Origin of the sequence: Pontibacter rufus (assembly GCF_015694705.1) — a bacterium.
GTDB classification, from domain to species: domain Bacteria; phylum Bacteroidota; class Bacteroidia; order Cytophagales; family Hymenobacteraceae; genus Pontibacter; species Pontibacter rufus.
Map to the genome: position 1 here is coordinate 73,457 of NZ_JADQDR010000015.1, position 16,013 is coordinate 89,469.

General features: G+C 49.8%; 12 protein-coding genes. 9 read left to right on the plus strand and 3 right to left on the minus strand.

What is annotated here, in order from left to right; translation table 11 throughout:
• Positions 1 to 9: 9 nt before the first annotated feature.
• The 3 genes from I2I11_RS20015 (at position 10) to I2I11_RS20025 (ending at position 2,816) form a co-directional block, all read left to right on the plus strand.
• Complete coding sequence (locus I2I11_RS20015) at positions 10 to 738, plus strand: tetratricopeptide repeat protein (protein WP_196269532.1); 729 nt, start codon at positions 10 to 12, stop codon at positions 736 to 738.
• 193 nt (positions 739 to 931) lie between these two features.
• Positions 932 to 1,675: a tetratricopeptide repeat protein gene (locus I2I11_RS20020; RefSeq protein ID WP_196269533.1), complete on the plus strand. Its 744-nt coding sequence runs from the start codon at positions 932 to 934 to the stop codon at positions 1,673 to 1,675.
• A 262-nt stretch (positions 1,676 to 1,937) separates the two neighbouring features.
• Positions 1,938 to 2,816, plus strand: coding sequence for an OmpA/MotB family protein (locus I2I11_RS20025; protein ID WP_196269534.1), 879 nt, complete (start codon positions 1,938 to 1,940; stop codon positions 2,814 to 2,816).
• 122 nt (positions 2,817 to 2,938) lie between these two features.
• Here I2I11_RS20025 and I2I11_RS20030 read toward each other — a convergent pair whose 3' ends face one another.
• A complete protein-coding gene (locus tag I2I11_RS20030) occupies positions 2,939 to 3,439 on the minus strand; it encodes a DUF2062 domain-containing protein (protein ID WP_196269535.1) in 501 nt (166 codons plus the stop codon).
• Between the two features lie 454 nt (positions 3,440 to 3,893).
• Between I2I11_RS20030 and I2I11_RS20035 the strand changes: the two genes are divergently transcribed.
• The 6 genes from I2I11_RS20035 to I2I11_RS20060 all read left to right on the plus strand — a co-directional run bounded on the left by I2I11_RS20035 (position 3,894) and on the right by I2I11_RS20060 (position 13,972).
• Complete coding sequence (locus tag I2I11_RS20035; RefSeq protein WP_196269536.1) at positions 3,894 to 6,677, plus strand: TonB-dependent receptor; 2,784 nt, start codon at positions 3,894 to 3,896, stop codon at positions 6,675 to 6,677.
• 334 nt (positions 6,678 to 7,011) lie between these two features.
• Entirely contained in the window at positions 7,012 to 8,391 is a 1,380-nt protein-coding gene (locus tag I2I11_RS20040) for a DEAD/DEAH box helicase (protein ID WP_196269537.1), read from the plus strand.
• An 89-nt stretch (positions 8,392 to 8,480) separates the two neighbouring features.
• Positions 8,481 to 9,467 (plus strand): zinc dependent phospholipase C family protein, encoded by a 987-nt coding sequence (locus tag I2I11_RS20045; RefSeq protein WP_196269538.1) that lies wholly within the window; start codon positions 8,481 to 8,483, stop codon positions 9,465 to 9,467.
• Between the two features lie 250 nt (positions 9,468 to 9,717).
• The gene (locus tag I2I11_RS20050; protein ID WP_196269539.1) at positions 9,718 to 10,554 is read left to right on the plus strand and encodes a histidine phosphatase family protein; all 837 of its coding nucleotides are present in this window, start codon (positions 9,718 to 9,720) and stop codon (positions 10,552 to 10,554) included.
• 157 nt (positions 10,555 to 10,711) lie between these two features.
• On the plus strand, positions 10,712 to 12,049 hold the full coding sequence (locus I2I11_RS20055) for a DNA recombination protein RmuC (protein ID WP_196269540.1): 1,338 nt from the start codon (positions 10,712 to 10,714) through the stop codon (positions 12,047 to 12,049).
• Between the two features lie 90 nt (positions 12,050 to 12,139).
• Entirely contained in the window at positions 12,140 to 13,972 is a 1,833-nt protein-coding gene (locus I2I11_RS20060) for a M2 family metallopeptidase (protein ID WP_196269541.1), read from the plus strand.
• A 176-nt stretch (positions 13,973 to 14,148) separates the two neighbouring features.
• On the opposite strand, the gene I2I11_RS20065 is transcribed toward I2I11_RS20060, so the two are convergent.
• Entirely contained in the window at positions 14,149 to 14,868 is a 720-nt protein-coding gene (locus I2I11_RS20065; RefSeq protein ID WP_196269542.1) for a pirin family protein, read from the minus strand.
• A gap of 216 nt (positions 14,869 to 15,084) precedes the next feature.
• Positions 15,085 to 15,864: an XRE family transcriptional regulator gene (locus I2I11_RS20070; protein WP_196269543.1), complete on the minus strand. Its 780-nt coding sequence runs from the start codon at positions 15,862 to 15,864 to the stop codon at positions 15,085 to 15,087.
• Positions 15,865 to 16,013: the final 149 nt, after the last annotated feature.

The following is a 16,013-nucleotide window of genomic DNA, read 5'->3' on the forward strand; positions in this document are numbered from 1 at the left end:
AACAAAAACATGCGAAATTGGATAGCAGCGGCAGGCATTTTATGCATAGGCTTGTCTGGCTGCAACACTTTAGAAAATATAGTAGAAAACATGCAGGTACCTGAAAAGCCTGTTCTCACCCTGGCCGATGTAGTGCCCGTAATGCAGCCCCGTACGCCGGCGGAAAAAGCAAAGCAGGATCAGCTTCTGCAGGAAGATACAACACGTTTCAAGTCCAGGAAGCTGGCGTCGGAATATTATGTAACACAGGCCAGGCGCACTTTTGAGGAGCAGAAAACAGATTCGGCACAGTGGCTACTGGGCCGCGCCTGGCTGATGGACAGCACCAACAACGACGTTTACCAGGCTTATGGCCGCATTTATGGCGAGCAGAAACAGTACGACAAGGCCTTGTTTATACTTTACCACGCCCTGGAAGCCGACCCGCAGAACCCGCAACTGCTCACCGATATAGCTACCAGCTACCTGGGCCGCTTTTATGCAACCAGCAACCCTGACGACCTGCGGCAAAGCCGGAAACTGCTGGAGCAGGCGCTCGTATTATCGCCCGACGAAGCTGACATCAACTATAAACTGGCAATTAACAGCTACTATATGCAGGAATACGGCAAGGCCTGGGACTACCTGCACAAAAGCCTGCGCCAAGACAAGGAAATTGCCGGTAAAAGCTTTATTTCGGCGTTGCTCGAAAAGCAGCAGGACCCGATGGGCATCTACAACAATGCAAACGTACAATAAATTTGCTATTTAGCCAGGATAAGCTTATTTTTAGCCGTCCGCATTAAAATTATGCAGACGAGCACTGGTATTTGACTATTATACTTAAATTATATCGCTTACAATTAACTGGTATACAGTCAATTACATTCCACAACGAAATATACAACAATTTGGTTTTCTTCACCTGATTACTTATTTACCCAACTATAAAATGAAAAGAGTATTATCAGCCACCGTCGCTTTTATGTTTGCCGCCACAATTGGCTTTGCACAGAAGCAACCGGCACCGCAGCAGCCGGCACCCAGCCCTTTGGTGCAACCTATGTTTGGCCAGCAGCCCAAATCGGAAGAGCAGCAGCGCAAAGACGAGAAATTCCTGTCGAGCTGCGACAAGAGCTTTACCAACCGCCGGGAGGCGAGTAAATTTTTTATGGAGCGCGGCTGGGAGTATTTTAACGAAGGGCAGGTCGATACGGCTATGTACCGCTTTAACCTGGCGTGGCTGCTGAACCCAGACAACAAGGATACTTACTGGGCTTTCGGGTTGGTAACAGCCGGAAAAGGAAACCCGGAAGAAGCTATCGGCCTGTACGAAAAAGCCCTGCAGCTTGACCCCAAAAACTCTCTCCTGCTATCCGACTTAGGCGCTGCTTACCTGGCCGAATACAAGGCCAGAGACAAGCGTAAAACCCTTAGAAAAGCAGAAGAAACTTTATCTGAATCTGCTGCGGCAGACACAACCAACGCCTACGCGTTTTACAACCTCTCGCAGGTAAAGTTTTTAGAGAAGGAGTACGATGAAGCCTGGGACTACCTGCACAAAAGCCGCGCCATCAACCTGACGCAGATAGATTATGGTTATCTGGCCGAGCTTATGGCGAAGATGCCGGACCCGCAGGGCTTCTTTAAATCAACAGGAGCATCCGCAAAGGATGCCAGCGCAAAAAGCAACTAAATGGCTAAGCGGTGCTGGTATCCAGCCGTAGGAAACCAGACTTTTTACTGATTGATTTCAATTTGATATTACGAAAGGCTTATACTTGCTGCCTTATCAAGTATAAGCCTTCTTACAGCCGAAAAAAACGGTTAAGACGAATCCCCTGCCATAGCTCTAAGCTACGCGGGGGATTTTTCTTTGGTATTACCCGGCGCAACAAATCATATTTTACTATATTTGTTCATCACCCTTTGCACATCTAATGCTAAAATAACCCCTTATGAAAAAGAATTTACGCAGCGCTTCCCTTTATCTGCTTGCCGGAAGCATGGCCCTTTCGTCATGTGTAGTCTCAAAAAAGAAGTACGACGACCTGCTGGCGCGCAAAAACGCCCTGGAAATAGATAAATCCGGGTTAGAGCAGCAGAAAGCTACCCTGGAGGAGCAAAAAGCCGCCCTGGAAGAAGCAAAAGCCAACCTGGAACGCGAACGCGCGCAACTGGAAGAGCAGAAAAATGAATACCAGGAAAGCCTGGCGCAGGCCCTGAAAAAAGGCAAAACCCTGGGCGAAGATTTGAACATGAGCAAGACACAAATCGATCGTCTGAATGCCGACCTGAAAGCGCGCGAACAGCGCCTGACCGAGCTGCAGCGGGTACTGGATGAAAAGGACAAAGCAGTCGCCAACCTGCGCAAGCATGTAGCCGATGCCCTGCTGGGTTTCAACGATAAGGATTTGACCATAGATGTGCGCAACGGCAAAGTATACGTGTCGCTGGCAGAGCAGCTGCTGTTTAACTCCGGCTCCACCAAAGTAGACCCCAAAGGGGTAGAAGCCCTTAAAAAGCTGGCTGCTGTGCTGAAGGAGCAGAAAGATGTAAATGTGCTGGTGGAGGGCCATACCGATGATGTTCCGATTGCCAAAGGCACCGTAGGCATGCAGGACAATTGGGATCTGAGCGTGCTGCGCGCCACCGAAATTACAAGAATTTTAACGAATGCCGGCGTGGACCCCACGCGCGTAACCCCATCAGGGCGCTCGAAGTATGTGCCGCTGGATGAAGCCAAAACCAAAGAGGCGCGCCAGAAAAACCGCCGCACCGAAATCATCCTGACGCCCAAACTGGACGAGCTGTTCCAGATACTGGAAACTACCTGAGTTTATACTTTATTACCCACAGAAAAGCCAGCTCCTGTAAAAGGAGCTGGCTTTTATACTTATACCTGCCTCCATTTTAAGGGGTTCCGGTACAGTTCTCAGCAGTATAGCGTACAAAATAATTAAGGCACAAGGGCAGCCGCCTGCTTGGTCTTCGGCAATACCAGCCGGAAAACGGGTAGCATGACCAGATACAGCACCACGCCTGCCGGAACTGCCATCAAAGCCCAGGCCGATACGCCTGCCAGGTTGGCTATCCATAATTTGCTGAGCGCTTCCAGCCAGTCTTTCCTGAACATGGCTGTAATTTCATAAAAGGAGAGCCGCAATTCTGCCAACCCAAACATAAAAATACCTGCCCGGATAAAGGGCAGCGCCAGCAGCAACTGCAAGGGCTGCACCAGGTAGCTCACCAGGACAGTAGCCGCAATATTCAGCTTAAAACGTGCTGCCAGTGCTGTTCCCATAATGGTGGTTACCCCAATGGCCGGCACCACACCCACCACAGCGCCAAGCGCTACCGTCACAGCCAGTTTATGCGGCGTCATACCCTGTTTTAGCAGGTGCTTTACAGGCGCAAACACGCGGCGTTTAATAAAAAGTATAACAGGTGATGATTTCAAAGGGAAGCCTGGTGAAAACTGATTTATAAAAGGAGCAACGAAGCTACTATAGTAAGAAGACTCCTGAACAGGAAAATAGTTGCAAGAGCTGCATAAATATTTAAGTTAGACTTTCGTTGGCAGCCTACAGCTTTATACAAAAACCAGCCGGAAAGTAACCTCTGATAAAATTAATACAGAAGGTACCGTCAAAATAAGATCTCACTCCTTACAATAGCCACGGCACCAGCCTGACAGGATTATTGATACTTAATGATTTGCTGCTGCTGTGCAGGCCCGCTTTACAGGTTCCGGATATTGCTTTCCGGATAATTTTACCATGCTTAAACAATGGAGGCGGAATTTTTATCCGGCTTGCGGCGCTGCTTCCATTTTAATTTTCAGGGAGGATTAAACCATTTTCATCAATGCTTGTCCAAATAAAGTTAAAAATGAATTGCTCGTAATCCTCACAATGAAAAAATTACTACTTCTTCTATTTCTGCTCACCACAGCTATGCAGGCTTACGCGCAAGGCGTGGCCATCACCGGAACAGTACAAAGTGCTACTGGTAACGCGGGCTTACCGGGCGCCAGCGTGTTGCTAACCAATGCTGCTGCTGTTACCACAGGCCTGGTAACCGATATGGAAGGCAATTTCAGGTTCGATAATGTAGTTCCCGGCAAGTATACGGTAGAAGTAAAGTACCTGGGTTTTAAGCCGCTGTCCCGCATAGTGCAGGTGCAGAACGAAACCGTAAACCTGGGCCAGCTGAAACTGGAAGAAGAAACCACCACTATAAAAGAAGTGCAGGTGGTGGGCCGCGCGCCGCTTGGCCAGCAGAAAGGCGATACTGCGCAGTACAATGCCAAAGCCTTTAAAACAACGCCTGATGCCAGCGCCGAAGACCTGGTAACCAAGATGCCGGGCGTAACCATACAGGACGGCAAGATACAGGCACAGGGCGAAGACGTAAAACAAGTGCTGGTCGATGGCAAGCGCTTTTTTGGCGACGACGCCGATGCTGCCCTGCGTAACCTGCCGGCCGAAGTGATTGAAAGCGTGCAGGTATTTGATAAGAAAAGCGATCAGGCTGAGTTTAGCGGCGTGGATGATGGCAATCGGGAAAAGACAATCAATATTGTTACCAAAGAGGAAAGCCGCAAAGGGCAATTTGGAAAAGTAGCCGCCGGTTATGGCACCGACAACAGGTACATGGTAGGCGCCAGCGTCAACTTTTTCAACAACGACCGGCGGCTCACGGTTACGGGTCTTACCAACAACATCAACATGTTCGACTTTTCGGTGGGCGAAGCGCCGGGCGGCGGTATGCGCGGGCGCAGAGGCGGCTGGGGCGGTGGCACACCCGACGGCATTAACGTAACCAATACCATCGGCCTGAACTATAGCGACCAGTGGGGCGAGAAATTAAAGGTAAGCGGCAACTACTCCTTCTACCAGAGAGAAAACGATAACAACCGCACCTCTGTGAGAGATTATGTAAATTCTGAGCTGAACCAGGTGGACATGGAAGACAGAACGAGCAACAATACATCGGGGAACCACCGTTTCAGGATGCGCCTGGAGTATACCATAAATGAAAACAACCGCCTGCTGATAACACCCAGCATCAATGCCCGGCAAAGCCGTTCCAGTTCCTTCACGTTAGGTCAGTCCTTTGACGACAACGGGCCTCTGAATGAAAGCCGCAATAGTAACACCTCGGATGATGGCAGCTATGATTTAAACAACAATATTTACTTCTCGCATCGTTTCGGCAAACCGGGCCGTACCATTTCGGCAAGTTTAAACACCACCTATAGCGCCAGCGAAGGCGATAGTTACCAGGAGTATAGCATTACAGACTTTCTGGATGAGACCAAAAGCGAAACAAGAGACCAGTACACGCGCCTTGATCGCAACGGCACATCCTGGCGGAGCAACGTAACCTATACCGAGCCTATCACGGAGAAAAGCCGGGTAGAGGTTGAGTACAACATAGGCAACAGGATAAATGATTCGGATAGAAGAACGTATGATTTTGTAGAACAAACCGGCACTTACAGCCAGCTGAATGAGCCGCAAAGCAACACATTCCGGAGCGAGTACCTGACGCAAAGTGTTGAAACCGGTTATAACTACAACTCCGAAAAGATCAGGTTACAGTTACAAGCCGAATACCAGCAAGCCACCTTAAACAACGACCAGGTGTTCCCGACAGCGTATAACCTGGGCCGGACATTTACCAGCGTGCTGCCTTCTGCCGAACTGGAATATAAAATCAGCAAAGACAAGAACTTACGCATTGACTATCGCTCCGACACCGATGCCCCGTCTGTAGACGAATTGCAGGATGTGCTCGATATATCAAACCCGCTGCAGGTGCGTCAGGGAAATCCGGACCTGGAGCAGGAAGCGGAGAACAGGCTGGCGCTGCGCTACCGGGCATTTAACCCGGAAACGAACAAGGTGTTCTTTGCTTTCCTGATGGGCAGCATGACGCAGAATTACATCACCAACAGTTCTACCACAGGGCCTTTTACATTAAGCAACGGCGAAGAATACGGCCAGGGCGCCCGCTTTATCCGCCCCGTTAACCTGGACGGTTACTGGAATGTGCGCTCGTTTTTTAATTATGGCCAGCCGCTCAATTTTATCAAAACAAACCTGAACCTGAACGGCTCCGTTGGTTATTCCAGAATACCAGGTATGATAGATGAGGAAATTAACTATGCCAACACAACCAATTTGAGAGCAGGTATTGGGCTGAGCAGCAACATCAGCAAGAAAATTGATTTTAATATCTCCACCAACTCCTCGTACAATTTTGTAGACAACACGCTGACGACAACGTCTGTCAACAACAATTATTTTAACCAAAGCACCAGCCTGCGCCTGAACTGGATTTTCTGGAAAGGGCTGGTATACCGTACCGAGCTCAACCACCAGTATAACTCTGGCCTTTCTGAGAGCCTGGACAACAATTTTACGCTTTGGAATATGAGCATCAGCAAAAAGGTATTTAAAAAGCAACTGGGTGAAATCAGCCTGAGCGTAAACGACCTGCTGAAGCAGAACGTAAGCGTGCAGCGCGATGTAACAGCGCAGTACGTGGAAGATGTGCAGTCGAGTGTGTTGCAGCGCTATTTTATGCTGACTTTCTCGTACAACATCCGCAATTTCGGCGGCAAGCTGCCAGATGACCTGAACAACGGCGGTGGCCCCCGAGGCGACTGGGGTGGACGTCACCGCGACTAAAATCATATAGTACTTAGTATAAAAGAGAAAAGAGCTGCAATGTTGCAGCCCTTTTCTCTTTTATACCTGCTGAACGCCGGCCCAACAGGATGCCCTTGTAAACATTACAGCGATTTGCTACCTTAGTATAACCCGCAGCCTGAACGGCCGGAATTATAACAAAAAGTATAGCTGCGCTTTATACTTTTTGCGCTATACTTTATGTATCACCTCCTCTTTTTGCACAGTACGAAACCGACAAGTATAATGCCTGGAGGTATCCTTACCGGATGCAGGCGGAAAGCAGGTAGCCAGACAATTTAAATTGCGTACTTTTGCAATCTATCCGCAATGTATGCCTTCATTTAAAGAATTGAAACTAAGCCCTGCCCTGCTGCAAAGCCTGCAGGAGCTCAACTATACCACCCCTACGCCTATTCAGGCAGAGGCCATTCCGCTGCTCCTAAAGGGCCAGGATGTGGCAGGACAGGCGGAAACAGGCAGCGGGAAAACAGCTGCTTTCGGTTTGCCGCTGCTGCAGCGTATAAATGCAGACTTGCAGCAGGTACAGGCGCTTGTGCTGGTGCCTACCCGCGAACTGGCCGTGCAGGTGCGGCAGGTGCTGAAGCAACTGGCCAAACAATTGCCGCAGCTTAAGATAAGTGCCTTTTACGGAGGCCATGCTTTTTCGCAGGAGCGCGCCTCGCTGGCGCATCCGCCGCAGGTTCTGGTAGCTACACCCGGCCGGCTTACGGACCATCTTTCCCGCAGAACCTTAGATTTAAGCTATGTAAGCTATACTGTTCTTGATGAAGCAGATAAGCTGCTGGAGATGGGCTTTCAGGAGGAGCTGGATATGATTATGGATGCCCTGCCCCGCCAGCGGCAAACAGCACTTTTCTCGGCTACCATGTCGGAGCCGGTGAAAAAGCTGATTGCCGGTTCCCTGCAGAATCCGGCCTTTATAGTCGCCTCTGCCAACGCCATTCCGGAACAGCTGCGGCTGATTGGTATAAAAATAGAATACCATGACCGGAAGAAAACTGCAACCAACCTGCTGCAAAGTATACAACATGCCGGCACAGTGGTTTTCTGCAACACCCGCGCCACAGCTGATGAGCTTGCCGTAGAACTACAGGAACTCGGTGTAACCGCCAAAGCACTGCACGGCGGTATGGAACAGCCGGATCGCGACAAAACCATGACCTTGTTCCGCAACGGCAGCATTCCCATACTTGTCGCAACCGATCTGGCAGCCCGCGGCCTCGACATTGATAAACTCAGGAATATAGTACATTACGAACTGCCGGATGATGCCGCCCCTTACCTGCACCGCAGCGGCCGTACAGGGCGCGCCGGAAAAAACGGCACCGTGTATACGCTGGTTACTGCACGCGACGAGCAGAAGCTGCATGACTGGAACCTGATGCAAATGGATGAGTGGCTCACAACAGAATCGCTCGGCAAAAAAGCAGCTGCTGCAAAAGCCGGGCAAGCGCCGGCTTTTGCCACTTTGTACATCGCCGGTGGCCGCAAAGATAAAATAAGCGCCGGAGACATCGTAGGCGCGCTTATTGCAGAAGCAGGACTGACAGCAGATCAGATTGGTAAAATTGAGGTACAGGATCGCAACAGCTTTGTAGCCGTGCCGCAGCAACAGGCCGAACATGCGGCCACCCGGCTCAGCAACGGGAAAATCAAAGGCCGCAGGTATAAGGTAAGCCTGGTGCTGTGAGAGTTAAGAGCTAAGAAGGCATACTTTATGACTCAGTGGCTAATCATCTGGTTTCTATAATTTTAAAACTGTTTATACTTTATTTTTAAATGAAAAAAGTAATGCTTGCTGCCGCCCTGTTGTTGAGCAGCGTTTTCTGTTATGGCTGGGGCTTTTTTGGTCATAAACTCGTGCACCAGCTGGCTATTTACAATTTACCGAAAGAACTAGAGCGTTTCTACTTTAAGTATCAGGACTACATTGTTTCAAATGCTCCGCGCCCGGATGAGCGCCGCAACGACGACCCGGCAGAGGCGCCACGCCATTTCATCGATATAGATGTGTATGGCCCGGATGCAGTGCATACCATGCCGGAAGCCTGGAAAGCTGCCGCTGCGAAATATTCGGCCGACACCCTGCTGAAGTATGGTATTGTGCCCTGGCACGTAATGGTGATGAAAGAACGCCTGACCAATGCCTTCAGACAGAAGAACGTGGACAGCATCCTGTATTACTCTGCCGATCTGGGCCACTATATAGCTGATGCGCATGTGCCGCTGCACACTACCCAGAACTATGATGGCCAGATGACGGGCCAGCGTGGCCTGCACAGCCTGTGGGAATCTAAAGTGCCGGAGATGTTTGCCGGAACTTACAAGCTGCGCCCCGGCAAGGCCAGGTACCTGCCGGATGCAGAAAAGGAAATCTGGAAAATAGTTCGTGACTCTTACGCGCTTACGCCGCAGACCTTGGCGCTGGAGCAGGAAGCCAGCAGGAACTTTACAGATGAAACCAAATATGACCGCGTGGAGCGTAACGGCAAAATACGGCAGTATTACTCCGACGCCTTTGCCAAAGCTTACCAGGAGAAAATAGCATCTATGGTGGAGCAGCGCCTCAACGCTGCTGCCCAGGAAGTAGCCAGCTTCTGGTATACCTGCTGGGTAGACGGCGGCAAACCGGACCTGGATGCATTGATGCAGCAGCCACTGACGAGGGCAGAGAAAAAAGCGCTCAGAAAAGAGAAGAAAGCTTATATAAGAGGTCAGCTGTTCGAGAAAGGCATGATTATCGCAAATAAAAAACCTGCAAGTTAACCTTAATACAAGCTTCAGGTCACAAGCGGAACCGGCTATACTTGCAAAAACAAGTGTAGCCGGTTTTTTTTAACCTATACTTCCGGCACATCGTTTATCATAAAGGAAGCTGTCCGGATAAGTCAATGCTGACTTCCGGGCACTGCATCAATATAAATTTTCATAGATGCCTTTAACACCAGAATGTACCCGCTGCATGCGGTCTTCTCCTGATATAACAGGCATCCTGAAGTCCTAGAATAAATCAAGTATGAAAAATATAGTGCTGACTACGCTTATTTGTTTTTTTTCGGCTATGTTACCGGCCAGTGCACAAAAAAAGAACCGGGTAAATCAGATTATTGAAAACATCGCTAAAAAGTATAAATCCCTGAATGCCAAAGCACCCTATGTTAAAGCCAATGGCGTGCCTATAGCCAAGGTTACCCGTTTTATTCAGCCGGAAGATAAAGTGGTACCCGACTACAGCAGCCTCCACCAGATTGCACTTGTCCGTCACGGTGAGCCTGACCTGACGAAGACAGGAAAGTTTTCGTATGATGAAGCCAGGCTGTTCCTCAAGAACTATGACAGCGTAAGTATAGTAGTGCCGGACAAGCCCTTTTTCAAGATTGAGAAGCCGGATGAAGTAGCCATTTTCACCAGTTCCATCAACCGGGCCCATGCCACTGCCAATTACCTTTTCGGAGATTCTGCTAATATGGTTGTTTCTCCGGACTTCAGGGAATTTGAAACCACAGTAGGCAGGCATAATCCTAAAATCCGTATGCCCATTAAACTATGGACTACAAGCGCCCGCATTAAATGGCTGCTGGGCATAGATGGTAACGGGATAGAGACTTTTGCAGAAGCACGAAAACGAGCCCGTAAGGCGGCGGAACTCCTGGTCAGCGCTACCGAAGAAAAGCCCAAAGTGGTGCTGGTAGCGCATGGCTTCCTAAACCGGTTTATCAAAGATGAACTCGAAAAGATGGGCTGGCGCCTGGTACGTGACGGCGGCAGTAATTATTTTGCCACCACCATCCTGGTAAAACTTGAGCCGGAGAAGAAGCAGGAAAGCCAGCTAGCTTCCGGTACAGGCCAGTAGCATTGTCTGGTTTTCAACTTTAAATTAAGGTGCTACCAAAGCAGTCGTATTTTTAAGGAGAACTCAGGCGAATATCAGCAAGAAAAGCAGCAGCTACTACTATAAATTCAGCTAACCTTGTTAGCAGGAAATGCTAAAATATGATACCTTTACCTCTATGGAGATAATCGTAGGAATACCCGCATTTCTGGGAGGTCTGGTGATTGCTTTCCTGGCGTTGAAGGGGAAGCTGAGTGCCCTGCAGCAGACGGCCAACCAGGCTGCTGTAACGCAGGGTGTGCTGGAAGGGCAGGCAAAGCTGAAGGCCGAAGAAAATGACCAGCTCAAAGTCCTGTTGCGTGAAGCCCAGACTGAAACCCTGGAACTCACCAACGCGCTTACCAAAACCGAAACTGATTACGAGCACCTGCAAAAGCGCATGCAGGAACAGGCCCGGGAACTGGAACAACTCCGCGAAAAATTCCTGCAGCAGTTCCAAAGCATCTCAAACCAGGTGCTGATGACGAATGCCGATCACTTCAACAAAGCCTCCTCTGAAAACCTGGAACGCATCCTCTCGCCATTAAAAGAGCGCATCAAAGAGTTTGAAGCAAAGGTAGAGCAAACCTATGAGAAGACACTGAAAGACAGTATCTCCCTGAAAGAACAGATAACCCAACTTGCTTCCCTTAACCAGCAGATGAGCCATGACGCCATCAACCTGACACGTGCCCTGAAAGGCGAAAGCAAAACCCAGGGAAACTGGGGCGAATACCTGCTCGAGAGCCTCCTGGAAAAATCCGGCTTGCGCAAAGGCGTACATTACGAGCGCGAGGAAGTACGGCAAAACGACGAAAAACAAGTATACCGCCCCGACGTCATCGTGCGCCTGCCCGACAGCAAACACCTCATCATCGACTCCAAAATGTCGCTGGTGGCGTATGAGGCGTATTGCAGTTGCGAGGACGATAACCAGCAGGAAGTATACCTGCGCAGTCATATCAGTTCGGTACGCACGCACTTCACCGATCTGGGCCGCAAAAATTACCACCGCCTCAGCGGCATCAACTCTCCTGATTTTGTGATGATGTATATTCCGCTGGAGCCCGCTTTTAACTTGGCCGTGCAACATGATCACGACCTCTTTACCGACGCTTTCGACCGCAACATTGTGCTGGTAACCACCTCTACCCTGCTGGCGACGCTCCGCACGGTGGCCGGCGTATGGCGGCAGGAAGATCAGAAGCGCAATGTGCTCAGAATAGCCGAAGAAAGCGGCAAGCTTTACGACAAGTTTGTAGGCTTTGTAGATGACCTCAAAACCATCGGCAAGCACCTCGAAAACAGCCAGAGTTCTTACAACGCCGCGATGAACAAACTCACCGAAGGCAAAGGCAACCTCATTCGCCGCGTGGAAATCCTGCGGGAACTGGGCGCTAAAACCAGCAAAACGATAGATGGAAATTTGCTACAGGAAGCGCAGGTAACGGAGGGAATTGAAGAAGCTGGGAGTTAAAAGACAGCTGATTCTTTTCGAAAATAGTAGCGTTTTGCATTTGCCTTTAATGACACTTATACTTAAAAATATTATCCTTTAAACCACTTCATGAAAAAACTTATCTATACTGGCCTTACCGCTGCCATACTTCTTTCGGGTTGCTCCAGTCAGAAAACTGATACGGCTGGCACGGAGGCATCTGCTGCTGATCTGACAGAAACCCAGCTGGATGCACAGGCCTTCCTCGACCAATACTCGAAGCAATACCAGCAGCTGTATACGGCTTCGGCGGAGGCAGAATGGCGTTCGAACACGCATATTGTAGAGGGCGACTCGACTAATGCCGTAGCCACACGCAGGGCCAACGAGGCCTTTGCCGCTTTTACAGGCAGTGCCGAAAACATCAACAAAGCCAAAGCCATGCTGGCGAAAAAAGACCAGCTCACGCCGCTGCAGGCCAAGCAGTTTGAAGCTATCTTATACTCCGGCGCCAACAACCCGCAGATTATTCCGGATGTGGTAAAAGCGCGCATCAAAGCCGAGACGGAACAAACCGAGAAGCTGTACGGCTTCGATTACAGCATTTACAAGAAGTCGGTGAGCACCAACGAGATTGATGACATCCTCAAGAATGAAACGGACTTAGACAAGCGCCTAGCTGCCTGGAATGCCAGCAAAGAAGTGGGTCCGACGCTTAAAGAAGGGCTGCTGAACCTGCGGGAATTGCGCAACAAAACGGTGCAGAGCCTGGGCTACGACGATTACTTTACCTATCAGGCCTCAGACTACGGCATGGCGCGCGCCGAGATGATGGACCTGATGAAGCAGATTAACGAGGAGCTGCGCCCGCTCTACCGCGAGCTGCATACTTATGCCCGCTATGAGCTGGCCAAAAAGTACGGCGCAAAGGAAGTACCGGATTACCTGCCGGCGCACTGGGTGCCCAACCGCTGGGGCCAGGACTGGAGCGCAATGGTGGACGTGAAAGGCATTGACCTGGATGCTGCCCTGAAGCCTAAGGGCGCCGAGTGGGAAGTAGAACAGGCGGAGCGCTTTTACGTGAGCCTCGGATTTCCGCAGTTGCCCACTTCATTTTACGAAAAGTCCAGCCTGTACCCTGCCCCGGTTGGCGCTGATTATAAGAAGAACAACCATGCCTCTGCCTGGCACATTGACCTGGATAAAGATGTGCGCAGCCTGATGAGTGTGGAGCCGAACGCCGAATGGTATGAAACCACACACCACGAGCTCGGCCACATTTATTATTACATGACTTACACTAACCCCGATGTGCCGGTGCTGCTGCGGAGCGGCGCCAACCGTGCTTACCACGAGGCAATGGGCAGCCTGATGGGCCTGGCGGCCATGCAAAAGCCGTTCCTGGCAAACCTCGACCTGATTGACAGGAATACACAGACTGACGAGATGCAGTCGCTGCTGAAAGAAGCACTGAACTATGTGGTCTTCATTCCTTTCTCGTCGGGGGTGATGAGCGAGTGGGAGAATGATTTTTATGCGGAAAACCTGCCGGCCGACCAGTTGAACAAGCGCTGGTGGGAGTTGGCCAAAAAGTACCAGGGCATTGTGCCGCCGGAAGAGCGCGGCGAAAACTACCTGGACCCGGCAACCAAAACCCACATCAACGACGACCCGGCCCAGTATTACGACTATGCGCTGTCTTACGTGCTTCTATTCCAGTTGCATGACCATATCGCTAAGGAAATCCTGCACCAGGACCCGCACGCCACCAACTACTATGGCAACAAAGAAGTGGGTAAGTTTCTGCGCGACATTATGTATCCGGGCGCTTCAGCCGACTGGCGCCAGATGTTGAAGGAGAAAACCGGTGAGGAACTAAGCGCCCGGGCCATGGTAGCTTACTTCCAGCCACTGATGGATTACCTGAAAGAGCAGAACAAAGGCCGCAAGTATACTTTGTAGTATACTTGCATCTTAAGTAAGTATAAAAGAGAAGCCGCGCTAAGTATAGCGCGGCTTCTCTTTTATACTTTATACCTGAAGTATGAATGAGGGTAATTTATACTTGATGCATACTTCCTAGTATACGAACCGCCTGCTTTAAATATTTATCGTAATAAAAACATTCAATTGCTAACCTAATAATTGGCTTCTGTAGCAGGCACATCTATCAGTATAAAAGAGGCATCAGAAGCTGCATGCAGGCTTACAACATCCATATCCTCCAGCCGTATTTGGTCGTGCTGGCCCAGTTCCACGTTGCTTACCAGCAGGTTGCCTTTGGTTACATATACCAGTGTCTTTCTTATTTTAAATGTCTGGAAGTCAAATTCATGCCCCTCGCTGAAATTGCCATGATAGATAGTTGAGTTGGAGTTAAGGAATACCACGTCTTCCAGCACTTTCTGGCCGGTAGCCAGCGGCACCAGCTTATCTTTGCTGCTCAGAAAATCCACGTCCATTTGCTCATACGATGGTGCCAGGCCACGCTTATTCGGCAGGAACCACAGTTGATACAGATGCGCAGCCTCCTCGCCCTCGTTGCTTTCAGAATGCGTTATGCCGGTGCCGGCAGTCATGCGCTGCACCTGGCCGGCCGTAATAGTTGTTTCGGTGCCCAGGCTGTCGTGGTGCCGGATAGCGCCATCCAGCACAATGGTGATGATTTCCATATCAGCATGCGGGTGCGACGGGAAACCAGCCTTCGGGCCTATCACATCGTCGTTGAACACGCGCAAAGGGCCGAACTGCACATTGCCCGGATCGTAGTAATCGGCAAAAGAGAAAAGATAATGCGAGGTGAGCCAGTCTCCCGCCCTCGCTTGATGGCGTTCGGCAGCTGTAATAATTTTTATCATTGCGCTAAGTTTTAGTTTATACTTAATAATTTACGAGGCTTATTTGTAAAGCTTTACGCAGAGAGTATAATTCTTGTTAGAAAAGGCGCGGCAATGCCGGCACATTCCCCCTGAAAAACAGAATCCTGCTCCGGATGCGGAGCAGGATTCTGCCATAAGTATAAAAAAGAAGCTGCAACTTTTACAATGCTGTCGTCCTTACAGAAAGGCAACGTTTTATTCTACTTTCTTAAGCTTTTGCACTTCCTTCTGCAAATCAAGCACGATGGACGAAAGCTTATCCAGCGACAGGTCTGCAATCGGAAACGTAGAGCTGATATAGGATTTGGCCTCCCAGATCTCCAGTACATCCTCTACGTGCAGCTCATAAGGCGAGTAAACCGGGTTGTCGGAGTGCAGGCGCAGCATAGAGGCTTCCTGTATTTTGTTGTAGATGCGCTTAAACACAACGCCCTCCTTCTGGCTCACAATAATGCAGGGCGTGCCGTCTTTGATGGTACCCCAGTCCTCAATGAAACGGCCCACGATAACAGTACCCGAAGCAATCGGCAGCATAGAGTCTCCGCTGATTTCGAACGCGCGGAAAGTGCCGTTGCTGCCCAGCATCGGCAACCTGAAACGGGGCAGTTCTTCAATAAACTCAGGGTCAGCGTAGCCATTTAAGTAACCGGCGCTTGCTTTAAGCGGCACCAGTTCTATGTTCTCGCGCTGATCCTCATCTACCGTGATCGCCAGCACGCGCAGCTTGCCATTGGCAGCGGGAACTGCGTTTCCTGAGCGTGCGGGGGTATCGGAAAGTTCTGTTGTTATCAGGCTGTCGAGCGTGATGCCAAAAAGCCCGGCTATATTTACCAGCGTGCTCAGTTTAGGTTCTGCCCTGCCCTCTTCGTAAGCACCTACCAATGAACGCTTAATATCCAGCTTTTCAGCCAGTTGCGCCTGTGTATAACCTGCTTCCTTGCGCAGATACCTGATATTTGAAGTTACATGTTGCACCTTTTTGCCAATTAATTTAGTGTTGTATAAACTCCTATACGAAATTGTACAGCGATTATCTACGTAAATTTACTAATTTATTTAAATAAAACTAACTTTATTAGCATAAAATTTAATTACCAAACATGTTTCATAGTCCATAATTGCTG

Coding starts and splice junctions, on each gene's coding strand:
- I2I11_RS20015 (WP_196269532.1), top strand. CDS start 10: ATGCGAAATTGGATAGCAGCGGCAGGCATTTTATGCATAGGCTTGTCT.
- I2I11_RS20060 (WP_196269541.1), top strand. CDS start 12,140: ATGAAAAAACTTATCTATACTGGCCTTACCGCTGCCATACTTCTTTCG.
- I2I11_RS20040 (WP_196269537.1), top strand. CDS start 7,012: ATGCCTTCATTTAAAGAATTGAAACTAAGCCCTGCCCTGCTGCAAAGC.
- I2I11_RS20045 (WP_196269538.1), top strand. CDS start 8,481: ATGAAAAAAGTAATGCTTGCTGCCGCCCTGTTGTTGAGCAGCGTTTTC.
- I2I11_RS20025 (WP_196269534.1), top strand. CDS start 1,938: ATGAAAAAGAATTTACGCAGCGCTTCCCTTTATCTGCTTGCCGGAAGC.
- I2I11_RS20065 (WP_196269542.1), bottom strand. CDS start 14,868: ATGATAAAAATTATTACAGCTGCCGAACGCCATCAAGCGAGGGCGGGA.
- I2I11_RS20035 (WP_196269536.1), top strand. CDS start 3,894: ATGAAAAAATTACTACTTCTTCTATTTCTGCTCACCACAGCTATGCAG.
- I2I11_RS20055 (WP_196269540.1), top strand. CDS start 10,712: ATGGAGATAATCGTAGGAATACCCGCATTTCTGGGAGGTCTGGTGATT.
- I2I11_RS20050 (WP_196269539.1), top strand. CDS start 9,718: ATGAAAAATATAGTGCTGACTACGCTTATTTGTTTTTTTTCGGCTATG.
- I2I11_RS20020 (WP_196269533.1), top strand. CDS start 932: ATGAAAAGAGTATTATCAGCCACCGTCGCTTTTATGTTTGCCGCCACA.